This window comes from Streptosporangium sp. NPDC002721 (genome assembly GCF_042888905.1).
In the GTDB taxonomy this organism is placed as follows: Bacteria; Actinomycetota; Actinomycetes; order Streptosporangiales; family Streptosporangiaceae; genus Streptosporangium.
Genome location: NZ_JBIAQI010000003.1, coordinates 314,394 through 326,761 on the forward strand (window position 1 = coordinate 314,394; position 12,368 = coordinate 326,761).

The following is a 12,368-nucleotide window of genomic DNA, read 5'->3' on the forward strand; positions in this document are numbered from 1 at the left end:
AGAAGGAGCGGATCATGCAGGCTCCCCCGTCCCCTCACCTGACCAGCCCGGTCATGTACCACCGCTGGTCCGAGATGACCTTCACGCACTGGCGGTACCCACCGGCCGCGATCCAGCGGCTGCTGCCCCCCGGGCTCACGGTCGACACCTTCGACGGCGCGGCCTGGGTCGGCCTCACCACCTTCCTGATGGAGGACGTACGGGCACCGGGCGTGCCCGCGCTGCCGTGGCTGTCGCGGTTCCCCGAGACGAACGTCCGCACGTACGTACGCGACGAGCAGGGGCGGGACGGCGTCTGGTTCCTGTCGCTGGACGCCGGGCGGCTGCTCGCGGTGCTCGGCGCGCGGGCCGGGTACGGGCTGCCCTATTTCTGGTCCCGGATGGCCGTGAGCGCCGTCGGGGAGCGGCGCGGCTACCGCGGCCGGCGGCGCCTGCCGGGGCCCGCGGGCGCGCGGTGCGACGCGGTCGTGGAGTTCGGCCCGCCCCTCGCGGAGGCGGAACGCGACGAGCTGGCGCACTTCCTCACCGCCCGCTACCGGCTGTTCACCACGTTCGCGGGCAGGACGGCCACCGCTCAGATCGAGCACCCCGACTGGCCGCTGCGCCACGCCCGGCTGGTCCACCTGGACCAGGACCTGCTCCAGGCGGGAGGGCTCGACGCCCCGGACCACGCTCCCGTGCTGCACGCCTCCTCCGGGGTGCCGGTACGGATCGGGATGTGGACCCGGTGACCCGGGACCGTACCCTCACTCCTGCCTGACGAGGAGGTGGCGCGGCCCGCGCAGCACCGCGCTCTGCCGGTACGGGGGCGGGTCGGCGACGAGCCGGGGGCTCTCCAGGTTGCGGACGAGCTCGTTCAGCGCGATCTGCGTCTCCAGGCGGGCGAGGGGAGCCCCGAAGCACAGGTGGATGCCGGCGCCGAAGCCGAGATGCTGGTTGTCGCGCCGGTCGGGGTCGAACCGGTCGGGGTCGCGGAAGCAGGAGGGGTCGCGGTTGCCGGAGGCGAGCACGAGCGTGATCCGCGAGCCCTTCGGGATGACGGTGCCCGCGACCGTGAGGTCGCTGTACGCGGCCCGCCAGGGGATGAGCTGCACCGGGGGCTCGTAGCGCAGCAGTTCCTCGACCGTCCGGATGATCATTCCGGGGTCGTGGCGCAGGCGCTCCAGGACGTCGGGATGGCGCAGCAGCGTCAGCACGCCGTTGGTGATCAGGTTGACGGTCGTCTCGTGGCCCGCGATGAGCAGCAGGTTGGCGGTGCTGACGATCTCCTCGTCCGTCATGCGCCCGTCGGGCCCGTCGTCGTTCGCCAGCCGCGACAGCAGGTCCTCGCCCGCCGGACGGCCGCGGCGGCTCTCCAGGAGCCCGGCGAGGTACGCCCTGAGGTCGTCGCGGGCCCGGACCCCCTCCCGTACACGCTCCTCGGAGCCCGTCGCGGAGTCGACGTCGAGCATGGCGACGATCGCCTCGACCCACCCGTGGAACCGCGGCTCGTCCTCGCGGGGCACGCCGAGCAGGTGGCAGATCACGGTGACGGGGAAGGGATAGGCGAAGTCGTCGACGACGTCGATCTCGTCCTTGCTCACCAGGTCGTCGATCAGGCGCGTGACGATGGCGTTCAGGGCGGGCCGCATGTCGTCCACCAGCGTGGGCGAGTGCGGGGGACCGAAGTGCCGCATCGCCATGCGGCGCAGCCGGTCGTGGTCCGGGGGGTCGAGGCCGATGAACGCCGGCACCTCCCCGCGCATCGCGAGGGTGGGCCCCGGCTGGTCGAGGTTGTGCGCGTCGGAACTGAGGTGCGGGTCGTGCAGCAGCGCGGTGATCTCCCGGTAGGTGCTGACGACGTAGCCGCCGTCCTCCTGCCGGGCCACCGGCGTCCTGCGCAGCTCGGCGTAGAGCGGGTACGGATCGGCCCGGCTGGAGTGGTCGAGGATCCGCTGGAAGGTGCTGGACGCCTGGGTGACTGTCATGGCCGCTTCTCCCGTTTCTCCTAGGACGCGCCGCTTCTGGTTCGCGCTGTTTCCCGGCCTGTGCTGCTTCCTGGCTTGTGCTGCTTCTGACCTGTGCTGCTTCTGACCTGTGCTGTTTCCGGCTAGTGCCGCTTCCGGCTTGCGCTGTTTCCGGCCTATAGCGCCTCCGGCCTATGTCGCTTCCGATCGCCCGGAGTTCCACCGCCCCCGGTCGAGCCTTGTTGGGCCCTTCCGTACCTGGTCAGCCGCCCGGCCGTGCGAACGCCACGCGCCGCTCGCTCGGCTCGTGGCCGGTGACCACCACCGTGGCTCCCTGGGTGATGATCACCGGATCGGGGAAGTGGGCGGGGACGGGCCTCATGCCGGAGGGCCCGTCGGGGGTGGGGCAGGAGGGCGGGAAGGGCGCCGCCGTCTCGATCAGGTGCCGGTAGTGGTCGAGCCACTTGGCGTTGTCGAAGCTGACCGCCGCCGTGACCCGGCCTCGGTAGCCGTACGCGGCGACGAACCGGTACTCCTCCACCGAGCCCTGCGTCACGACCACCTCGTCCGACAGGACCGGGACACCGACGGACTTGATGTTGACGCCGAACTGCGTCGACCAGAACGTCGGCATGGACAGATGCGGCCAGCGGTCCGTCGGCGAACTGACCATGTTGTGTGCCGCGACCTGGGCCTGCTCCACCGCGTTGGCCCAGTGTTCCAGCGACAGGAACCGGTACTCGTAGACCGGGTGCGGGCAGCGGGCCACGTCCCCGGCGACGAAGACGTCGTCGGTGACCAGGCCGTTGACGTCGAACGCCCGGCAGCCCGAGTCGCAGGCCACCCCCCAGACACCGGCGGCCAGCCCCGAGTCCCGCAGCCACTCGGTGTTGCGCACGCCGCCGAGCGCGACCACCACCACGTCGGCGTCGACCGTGCCGCCGTCGGAGAGGTGGGCGCGGCGCACCCGCCCCCGCTCGTCCCCTTCCAGCCGGGTGACCTTGACACCGCAGCGCAGGTCGACGCCGTGGGCGCGCTGGAGGTTCGCGGCGACCGAGCCGATCATGTTTCCGAGCGCCCCCACCAGCGGGGCCTCGCCGACCTCGGCGACGGTCACCGGTATGCCGCGCTCGCGGCACACGGAGGCGATCTCGGAACCGGCGAAACCGGCCCCGATGACGAGCACCCGGCCGGGCCCGGCTGCCAGGCGCTCCCACAGGCGGCGGGAGTCGTCGCACGTGCGTACCACGAACACGCCGTCCAGGGCGGCCTCCGCCTCGTCGGCCCACCGTCTGGCGCGCACGCCGGTGGCGATCAGCAGTCTGTCGAATGGGATCTCCCGCCCGTCCGCGAGTTCCACCCGCTTGCCCGCGAGGTCCAGCCCGGAGGCGGGCACGCCGAGCAGCCACTCCGCGTCGATCTCGCGACGCCGGGGCAGCGCGGTGCCGTCCGCGGGCACCCAGCCGGTCAGGACCTGCTTGGACAGCGGGGGCCGGTCGTAGGGTTCGCGCGCCTCGTCCCCGACCAGGGTGAGCGAGCCGGTGAAGCCCTCGTCGCGCAGCGCCTCCGCGGCCCGCAGCCCCGCGAGGGAGGCGCCGACGATGACGACGCGGCCGTCGCGCCTGAACGTCTCCTCGCTCCGCTCGCTGGTCACACCGCCGCCGTTCCGGCCCTCGTCGCGGGCGTGGGCGGGGCCGCGTCCATCCGGTCGACGAGGATCGCCTGGACCGGGCAGGCGGCCGCCGCGCGCAGGACCTGGTCCCGTTGCGTCTCGTCCGGGCTGGAGTGGAAAATGAGCGCCTCCTCGCCCCGCATCCGGAACGTGTCCGGAGCCAGGAAGGCGCACTGCGCGTACCCCTGGCATCGCGCCAGGTCGACGACAACCCTCATACGGACCATCCCTTCCGAACCTTCGTACGGCTGAGTGAGACGGAGAACCGGGACGGCAGGGGCGGTTCCGGAGGCGGGCGGCTCGGGTTCTTGGGACTCGAACGGTCTCAGGGCTCCGGAAGGGTCCCGGAAGAAGCGGCGGATGAGCGGACACCGGGGGCCGGGTGTGATTCCGGGGCGAGACGATGCCTCGGTCAATCTCCGGAAAACATCAAACGGCCTCCCGAGACACCACCTCTAAGGCGCTGACCTGCCTAAATAAGCCTATCCCGGACATTTGGCCGGTACATCGTCCTTGCGCCAGCGGACGGTCAAGGATTGCGGACGGAGAGGTGGGAGTGGTGACGGAAAGATGACGCGTGGCGCTCTTCGCCATGACGAGGCCGGATGGCCGGGCACCACGGGCACCACGGGTATGCGTCACTCACGCCTCAGGACCGATCCCACGTCCGCCAGGTCCCAAGTGATCGGCATCGCCGAGGACGCCCGGAATCTTCCGATCTCTCAGAACGAGACCTGGAGCTCCCCCTGGCCGGGATCCTCCCGCGCGGAATCGACGGCACTCCTTACGGGATCGGCACCGCTCCGTACGGAATCAGGGGCATCTCGCACGGGATCGACAGTGCTCCGTACGGAATCAGGAGTGCTGCGTACGGAATCCGGGGTGCTTCGCACGGGATCGGGGGTGCCCCGCGTGGCGTCGGGCGTGTCGAGGTCGTCCTGCTCGGAGTCGGTCGAGCCTCCGGCCCCGCTCCGGGGCGCCGGGCGGCCGAGCCGCATGCGCAGGCGGACGCGAGACCCCTCCTCCACCTGCTTGATGGTGAACTCGTCACACAGCTGGTTCATCAGCCACAGGCCGAACCCCCGCACGGTGCCCGTGGGACGCTCGCTGGGGACGTGCCAGAGGGTCAGGAGGCCCATGGTGTCGGTGACGTCGACGGTCAGGAAGGCCTCGTTCTGCCAGATGGCCAGCGTTCCCTTGCCCCCGCCGTGCTCCAGGATGTTGATGACCGCCTCGTTCGTGACGAGAAGGAGGTCGTCCAGCCGTTCGCCCCGCATGCCGGCTCTGACGGCATGGCGTTGGAGACGATCCCGCAGAGCGCTGAGATCCTCGTCGATCGGCCATTGCTGGCCGTGGTCGCCGGTCACGACACCCCCTTGAGGTCGCCTTGTCTGGCAGTCACCGGGGGGCGAGCCGACTTGCTCCAGAATCAGGGCGTTGCTGACGAGTTACACGATGCTAGACACCTGCCCGCTCATTGCCAACTTACGACCGCCCGAGCCAACAGATGTTCGCTCGGTCGTCCCGGAGAGCGAAGGCGGATCGAGGGCCGGAATCGGCTACGACGGCCGGCTCGGCCGCAGCACCTTGAGGGCGTCGGCCACGGTGGGCTGGACGCCGAAGGCCTGGGCGAGACCGGTCAGGTGGAAGAGCCTTTCGAGGCGGGGGTGCAGGTTGACCAGGACGATGCTGCCGCCGCGGTCCTGGACGGTCTGCCGGGTGTTCAGGAAGCTCTGGATTCCCGTGGAGTCGCAGAAGGTCAGCTCGGTCAGATCGATGACGAGATCGCGCCTGCCCTGGCCGATGGCCTCCTGCAGGTCGTGATGGAACCGTTCGGCGTTGCTGTAGTCGAGCTCGCCGGCCAAGGACAGAAGAAGCATCTCCTGCTCAGCGGGGTCGGACACGTCGGTCACGCGGACGGCAGCGCTCACGGATATACCTCTGCAGACAGTCGGTGGGAGGAAGACGCGGCCGGGAGGCGGCCGCCGGGCATGACGCCCGGACCGGGACCGGAGAGCGGTGACCCGCTCACGACTCCCCCTGGACCGTAAGGCGTGGAGGGGGCCGATCTGATTACCCTCAGCGTACGATCCTCCGAATTCCTCTAGAGAACCCTTACGGTACAACTGAGGAGCAATCAGCCGTTATCCCACTGTGGTTACGGTGTCCGGACCCGCACCGAACACCTCTGTCCAGCCGCACAGCTCGACGATCCGCCGCGTGTGCGGGCGAAGGCCGTCGACGATCAACCTCCGGCCGCTCGCCATCCCGAACGCCGTCTCGGCCAGCACCCGCAGGCCGCCGACATCGACGAAGTCGACGCCGCGGAGATCGGCGTACAGATCGCCGTCGGTCCGTTCGGCGGCCATGGCGAGCGCCCTGGCCAGGACGCGCCGCGTACAGAGATCGATGTCCCCCTCGCAGCACACACCGGCGGGCCGGCCGGTGAAGAGGACGCGCAGTGAACCGTGGTCGACATCGCCTGTCATCGCGATCACCTTCTGGGTGCGCATGAAGGTCAGTCAACATCTGTCGTGTCGGCACAGATGGATCGGCTGATCGCCATGGGGTGCCGGACATGCCGGACGCCTCCTCCCATCATCCTTCAACCGGACGGCTTCCGATACGGTCCACCGCCCGCGAGTTTCAGGTGCCGGAAACCTGCTACAAAGGGTCCTTGTCCAGACACTCCGTGTGGCCGTCCCCGGGGAGGAAGCCCGGACCCGGTGGGGATACCCGGCACGGGAGCGGGTAGACAGGGCCCGGGAATGAACACCGCGCGGGATCGGCTGACCAAGGAACCGTCGTACGGCCGTACGGCGGCCTCGCGAAGGAGGACTTCCATGCAGGCGGACGTCAGGCTCTCCCCCGGCGGTGATTCCTTCGTGGCGGAGGTGGACGGCAGGCAGGCGGGGAAACTGGAGATCATCCGGCGTGACGGGGTCATCGTCTACCCCCACACCAAGGTCCAGCCGGAGTACGAGGGCAGGGGCGTGGGGTCCGCGCTCGTCCGTACGGCACTGGACGCGGCCCGCGCGGAGAACGCGAAGGTCGTCCCCCTGTGCTGGTTCGTGCGGGAGTGGATCGACCGTCACCCCGACTACGCCGATCTCGTCGAGAGCGCCTGACCCCTCCGGTCGCAGGAGCCCCATAGCGAGCGGGTTTGTGTCATTCGCGCTCCGCGTAATCGGGCCGGAGCCGGCGGACGCGCTGGTCGCGCACCTGTCGGACAGCACCATTCGCGTCCGGGGGCGGACCGGAATTTCCCGGAAGGCGAAGCGGGAGCGTCGCGGGGGTTATCGTGAGAAGCAGGACGGTTTCGCGACAAGACTCACGGCGGATTGTGATCGTCGGAACGCGTACCGTGCGGCATGATACTGAAAATCACCCGGTTGGTGTGGATCGGCCCTGGTGGCCTGTCGTGCGGACCGGATCATGGCCCGATCCCTTGCTAGGCTGCAGGGAACCGTTCGAACCGGGCGTTGTCTCACCCCGGCAGGTGAGACTTCTCAAGAAGTGGGGTCACACCGTGAAGAAGTTGCTCGTTCTGGCGCTCGTCGCCCTCGGGGGGCTGCTGGTCTGGCGCAAGGTGCAGGCCGACCGCGCCGAGCTCGACCTGTGGACCGAGGCCACCGGCAGCGAGAACTGACAGACGCGGCTACCGATTCGGGTGCTTTCATGGTCCTTGCCCAACGAGATGGAATAACACCCATCAGGCTTGTCTGCCTGGATCTGGCGGGCACCACGATCGGTGACGTCGCCATGGTCGAGCGGGCGTTCGCCGAGGCGATCGCCACGCAGGGCATCGTGCCCGGGACCGGTGCGTACGCTCGCGCCATGGTGCACGTGCACCGGTCCCGGGGATGCCCCACGATCGACGTCTTCCGGGGCATCTTCCCCGACAACGAGGCCCAGGCCCAGGCGGCCAACCTCACCTTCGAGCGCTCCTACGAGGGCGCCATCGCCCGCGCGGGCCTGACCCCGCTGCCCGGGGTCGTCGAGGCACTCGACAAGCTCCGCGGCGCCGACATCAAGATCTGCCTCATCACCGGCTTCAGCCGCGCCACGTTCAGCCGCGTGCTGAGCGCCCTGAGCTGGTCCGACAAGATCGACCTCGCCCTGTGCCCCGAGGACGCCGGACGTGGCCGCCCCCTGCCCAACATGATCCTCACCGCGGTCATGCGCCTCGGCGTCGAGGACGTCCGCCAGGTCGCGATCGCCGGTGACTCCGAGAACGACATGCTCTGCGGCCGCCGCGCGGGCGCCTCGACAATCGTCGGCATCCTGACCGGCGTCCACAGCAGGGAGCGTCTCCTCAACGGCGGAGCCACCCACCTCCTCGACTCCGTCGCGGACCTCCCCGAACTCCTCCTCGGCATCACACCGGCCGCACCCCCCGTCGCCGCCGTCCACTGAAGCCCGCCCTCCGCCCCCCGCCGGTCGCCCCTCCATCGCCACCGTCGCCGTCCACAGAAGCCCGCCCCGCCACGCGGATCCAAGTGGCGTAGAAGCGGGTCCTGTTGCTACGGTGTACGACTGAAGCAGGTCGCGTGCAAGGGCATCTCCCCAGGCCACCGGCTTGAATCTCGGGGCCTTAGCTCAGTTGGCAGAGCGCCTGCTTTGCAAGCAGGATGTCAGGAGTTCGAATCTCCTAGGCTCCACCTGCGGGAATGCTCAGTCTGTGATCATGAAAACCGGGCTTGAGTGACTAACCGGGTGACTAAGCTCCCCGGGCACCTCCGAAGAGATCGTCCATCGCCGTCGCGCCCTCCTGCATGACGGGCCGGATCTGGAGCCGGTAGACCGTCTCGGTGACCACGGTGTTGGCATGGCCGACCAGGCGCGAGATGTGCTCGATGGGGACGCCGGAGGTCGATGCGACCAGGCGCCTCCAGGCCCGGTAAGGTAGCGATCTTCGGCTGGCTCAGGCTCCCGGAGTACTTGAGGGCGAACACGCATGACGAACCTTGACCGGACGCCCGCTCGCCTTCGTCTCGACGCCGCACTGGACCGGGTGGCCGTCACTTTCCGCGGCATGACCGCCCATCCCGACGAGCAGAACTGCGAGTGCCACTGGGGCGGCGCGGAAGACCTGGCCCGGTTGAAGGTGCCGGATGTGGAGTTGAGTCCTGACCGTCTGCGTGCCGCCTGGCAGGCCAAGGACTGGGATGATCACGCATCCGTGCTGCGCCGCGTTCTGCCCCAGCTCTCCACGGCCCTCGTCAGCGGCCCCGTCGACTCCTTGTTCGGCATAGAGGAGGTCGGGTATTCACTTGCCTTGGGCCAGTGGCAGCAGTGGCCTGCCGAACAGGCCGCAGCAATACGGGAATTCCTGCACGCCTGGTGGGCCTATATTCTCACCGACCCGGATCCCGCTGTGCCCGCTCACGAGGTCCTCGCCCTGTGCGCGGAAGCCTCCACCACGCTCGGCCCCTGGCTGCGCATCTGGGAAGCACAGAGGCACGCCGTGGCCGACCAGCACCTGGCCGAAGCGGTGGCGCACTGGGAGTACCGCTTACTGGGGGATCGACTTCCCTGGGAAAGTTGGAACTGGGGGAACGAGGAGGAGACGTGTACCGAGTTGACGGCCTGGCTGATCCGACACGCTCCCGCTCGACTCCGCGCCCAGAACGCTCCCCCAGAACTGCTCCACCGAGTACGGCTGCTCGGCCTCACTGGCCTTGCCCGCTGGGAGGACCCGCACTGGCCCAACCACACCTACTGAGCCATCGTCTACCGTTGATTTCTGTACTCAGCCTCCCCGAAAGATCACCGTGCTGATCGAGGGTGGCTCAGAGTTTCTTTACTGGTTCAAGCCACCGCTGACGCGGTGGAGGTGCAGACAAAGTGTGGCCGAAAACCGTGGTCAGCGGTTGAACCAGACTCGGACGGTTGGCCGAGTTAGCCAAAAGATCACTGCGCCTCCCAGGAGTAGGCCGGGTAGCGCGCCGAGCCATGAGCTGAACAGAAATAAAAGTCCGGCGAGGTTCACGAAACCTTCGGTCGCAAGCGCAGTGATCCGTACCCACTTCTTTCGGGATGAGCATTTCGCGGCGAGCACGATCAGCAGCAGAAGAGGTGCAAGGATCAAGATGCTCGGCGGCGGCAGGAGTGAGAGCCACTGAGGGGCAGTCTGAGTGCTGATGAGGCTGATGTAGAGCACAAGTCCAAGGAGCCCTAGCGCCGCTTGAGCGTTTATGAGTAGTCGAGCTGTTTTTGCTTCTTGGGGCATCAGCTCAGTCTTATATGGCTCTGACATGTGAGCCTCTCAGGGAAGAAAGGTTAATGTTGGCTCAGCGTAGACGATCACTTGGCCGTACGTCCTTGTGACTGGAATCTGCATTACCAAGGCGTCAGCGCTCCGCGCCGCTGCACGGCGCGGCGCGCCCGCCCGCGCCGGACGGACATCGGGGCCGGGCATGCGGCCTGGAGGCCGGTCCCGTCCCGTGCCCGCCCGACGCGAACGCGCGGACCCCGCCGTCCGCCGCACCGAGCACCCGCCGCACCGAACGCACTCGCCGCCCCTGGTACGCGCTGCCGCCTGCCGCTGCGACCGCCGGCCCAACCGCTTCGCGGCCCCTACGGGGTGCCATTCGGCATTGCGCCGGCCGTCTCCACTCGGTGAGCTCAGGAACGCCTCCATAACGAGGATCAAGGACTCTGCCGCCCTGCTTTCGGTGCTAATGACGGTCGGGTGGTCACGTCCCGCCCGGTCAGTGATCAGTGGGATGCCTACTTCCGGTGCAAGATCCCTGAGATCTTCCGCGCGAGACCGGCGCCTTCGGCTGATTGGCCAGCGTGACGTGACCGCCTCTGATACAGCGTGATGAAGGCCGCTCGCGCAACCAGACCCCTCGTCAAGTCGTGAGCCGTGAGTTCTCAGCAAGACCGGGGCTGCGCAAGTCGCCGAAGTCGGAAGACGGCTCATCGGATGGAAGACCGCCAAGTCTTGTCATTAGCACGCCGCACGACCTCGGCATGGCCTGCGACCCGCACAGCGGACGGAGGACACCATGACGGTCTACTGCGGTATCGACTGGGCCGAGAAACACCACGACATCGCCTTAGTCGACGAGGCGGGGACAGTGATCGCCCAGCGTCGTATCACCGAGTCCAGCCAGGGCTATCAGCAACTGCTGGACATGCTCGCCGAGGCCGGCGACAGTCCCGAGGCCCCGATCCCGGTAGCCATCGAGACACCGCGCGGCCTGCTGGTCGCCTGTTTGCGCGCCTCCGGACGACAGGTGTTCGCCATCAGCCTGCTCAGCGCCTCGCGCTACCGCGCCCGGCACGCGGTCTCCCGTAAAAAGTCCGACCAGCAAGACGCCGTCGTGCTGGCCAACATCTTGCGCACCGACATGCCCATGCACCGGCCGCTGCCCAGCGACAGCCAGCAGGCCCAAGCCATCGCCGTCCTGGCCCGTGCCCACCAAGACGCCGTCTGGCGCGTTCATCGCCTCGGCAACGAGCTGCGCTCGATCCTGCGCGAATACTTTCCCGCTTTCCTCGCCCTGTTCGCTGGACAGGAAGGCGGCGTCACCTGCCGCGAAGCCCGCGCAGTGTTGAAGATCGCACCCACGCCTGCCATCGCACGCCCCCTGACCACCGCCGAACTGCATACCGCGCTCAAGGGCTGCGGCCGCATCTACCACCTGCACACCTGGGCCGAGCGGCTGCGCACCGGCTTCCAGACCGATCAGCTATGCCAATCGCACCTGGTCGAAGAAGCCATGGGACAGCAGGCACTCGCCTTACTGGCCGTCCTCGATGCCGCCTGCCAGGCCGCCGCGGACCTGCACCAGGCCACCGTCACCGCTTTTCGTGCCCACCCCGACTATGCCATCGTTACCAGCTTCCCCGGCCTGAGAGAACTGACCGGAGCACGACTGTTCGCCGAGATCGGCGATGACCACACCCGATTCGCCGACGCTCGTGCACTCAAGGCCTACGCCGGAGCCGCCCCCATCACCCGCGCCAGCGGACGCAGCCGAGCCGTTGTTCATCGCCGGGTGAAGAATCGGCGCCTGGCCGCTGTGGGCTACATCTGGACCTTCGCCGCCATAACCGCATCCCCCGGTGCCCGCGCCCACTACGACCGGCGAAAAGACCACGGCGACCGACACTCCTCAGCCTTGCGCAACCTCTACAACCGCTTCCTCGGCTGCCTGTTCCACTGCCTGGTCACCGGCCAGGCCTACGCCGAGCATGTCGCTTTCCCCACTGCAGAGCCTGAGGGCTCCGCCGCCCCCAGACCCCCGCGCGCCGCGGTGACCGCCGACGCCCAACGCTCCTGATCATACCTCGCCATAGGCGTCGACGGCCACCACGGACCGGCCTCCCTTGACACCCGCCGCCCATCGGATGTCTCGCGCCTGGCGGCACTGCGCTCCGGGTCAGGTTGCCACCGGACGACACGGTTACCTGATCACGGTCATTTCTGGTCGGGTACGGCAACGCGACCACGGGAGGTCTGTCGCCGCACCCGATCGGTGATCATTTGATGTCGTCGGTTTGCGGCGTGCGTTTTCCGTGACTTCCCGGAGTGCGGTGGTGACCCTGGAGGCGGGTCAGCGCGGCATCGACCAGGTGACCGAGGTTGCCCAGTTCGTACAGCATCCGGTGGTGCTCAGCGTCCTCCCACGCTCTGATGGCCGACCCGATGTCGCCCGACTTGCCGACCGTGACGATGACCTCCTGGCCGTTGGCTCTCTTGGTGGCCGCATCGCCCAAGATGACCCAGCCGTGCACGG

General features: G+C 68.4%; 13 protein-coding genes and 1 tRNA gene. 7 read left to right on the forward strand and 7 right to left on the reverse strand.

Going from position 1 to position 12,368, the window contains the following annotated elements; genetic code table 11:
• Positions 1-14: 14 nt before the first annotated feature.
• Positions 15-731: a YqjF family protein gene (locus ACFYWM_RS05605; protein ID WP_389908993.1), complete on the forward strand. Its 717-nt coding sequence runs from the start codon at positions 15-17 to the stop codon at positions 729-731.
• A gap of 15 nt (positions 732-746) precedes the next feature.
• Here the strand turns inward: ACFYWM_RS05605 and ACFYWM_RS05610 are convergent, their stop codons facing one another.
• From ACFYWM_RS05610 to ACFYWM_RS05635, 6 genes are all read right to left on the reverse strand, one after another.
• Positions 747-1,967, reverse strand: a complete 1,221-nt coding sequence (locus tag ACFYWM_RS05610) for a cytochrome P450 (RefSeq protein ID WP_389908996.1) — start codon at positions 1,965-1,967, stop codon at positions 747-749.
• 241 nt (positions 1,968-2,208) lie between these two features.
• Positions 2,209-3,600, reverse strand: coding sequence for an NAD(P)/FAD-dependent oxidoreductase (locus ACFYWM_RS05615; RefSeq protein WP_389908999.1), 1,392 nt, complete (start codon positions 3,598-3,600; stop codon positions 2,209-2,211).
• On the reverse strand, positions 3,597-3,836 hold the full coding sequence (locus ACFYWM_RS05620) for a ferredoxin (RefSeq protein ID WP_389909002.1): 240 nt from the start codon (positions 3,834-3,836) through the stop codon (positions 3,597-3,599). Before ACFYWM_RS05620 ends, ACFYWM_RS05615 begins: the two co-directional genes overlap by 4 nt.
• A 504-nt stretch (positions 3,837-4,340) precedes the next feature.
• Positions 4,341-4,985 carry an ATP-binding protein gene (locus ACFYWM_RS05625; RefSeq protein WP_389909005.1) on the reverse strand — a complete coding sequence of 215 codons (645 nt, stop codon included), beginning with the start codon at positions 4,983-4,985 and terminating at the stop codon, positions 4,341-4,343.
• Positions 4,986-5,177: 192 nt separating this feature from the next.
• The gene (locus ACFYWM_RS05630; RefSeq protein WP_389909008.1) at positions 5,178-5,549 is read right to left on the reverse strand and encodes an STAS domain-containing protein; all 372 of its coding nucleotides are present in this window, start codon (positions 5,547-5,549) and stop codon (positions 5,178-5,180) included.
• A 213-nt stretch (positions 5,550-5,762) separates the two neighbouring features.
• Complete coding sequence (locus tag ACFYWM_RS05635) at positions 5,763-6,131, reverse strand: STAS domain-containing protein (RefSeq protein ID WP_389909012.1); 369 nt, start codon at positions 6,129-6,131, stop codon at positions 5,763-5,765.
• A gap of 330 nt (positions 6,132-6,461) precedes the next feature.
• On the opposite strand from ACFYWM_RS05635, the gene ACFYWM_RS05640 reads away from it, so the two are divergent.
• The 6 genes from ACFYWM_RS05640 to ACFYWM_RS05665 all read left to right on the forward strand — a co-directional run bounded on the left by ACFYWM_RS05640 (position 6,462) and on the right by ACFYWM_RS05665 (position 11,912).
• Positions 6,462-6,746, forward strand: coding sequence for a GNAT family N-acetyltransferase (locus ACFYWM_RS05640; protein ID WP_389909015.1), 285 nt, complete (start codon positions 6,462-6,464; stop codon positions 6,744-6,746).
• 401 nt (positions 6,747-7,147) lie between these two features.
• Positions 7,148-7,267, forward strand: a complete 120-nt coding sequence (locus ACFYWM_RS05645) for a DLW-39 family protein (protein WP_211264163.1) — start codon at positions 7,148-7,150, stop codon at positions 7,265-7,267.
• Positions 7,268-7,296: 29 nt separating this feature from the next.
• Positions 7,297-8,034 (forward strand): HAD family hydrolase, encoded by a 738-nt coding sequence (locus ACFYWM_RS05650; RefSeq protein WP_389909018.1) that lies wholly within the window; start codon positions 7,297-7,299, stop codon positions 8,032-8,034.
• A 172-nt stretch (positions 8,035-8,206) separates the two neighbouring features.
• A tRNA-Ala gene (locus ACFYWM_RS05655) sits at positions 8,207-8,279 on the forward strand.
• A 296-nt stretch (positions 8,280-8,575) separates the two neighbouring features.
• Positions 8,576-9,343 (forward strand): hypothetical protein, encoded by a 768-nt coding sequence (locus ACFYWM_RS05660; protein WP_389909021.1) that lies wholly within the window; start codon positions 8,576-8,578, stop codon positions 9,341-9,343.
• Positions 9,344-10,631: 1,288 nt separating this feature from the next.
• Complete coding sequence (locus tag ACFYWM_RS05665) at positions 10,632-11,912, forward strand: IS110 family transposase (protein ID WP_389909023.1); 1,281 nt, start codon at positions 10,632-10,634, stop codon at positions 11,910-11,912.
• Between the two features lie 199 nt (positions 11,913-12,111).
• Here ACFYWM_RS05665 and ACFYWM_RS05670 read toward each other — a convergent pair whose 3' ends face one another.
• A complete protein-coding gene (locus tag ACFYWM_RS05670; protein ID WP_389909026.1) occupies positions 12,112-12,366 on the reverse strand; it encodes a hypothetical protein in 255 nt (84 codons plus the stop codon).
• Positions 12,367-12,368: the final 2 nt, after the last annotated feature.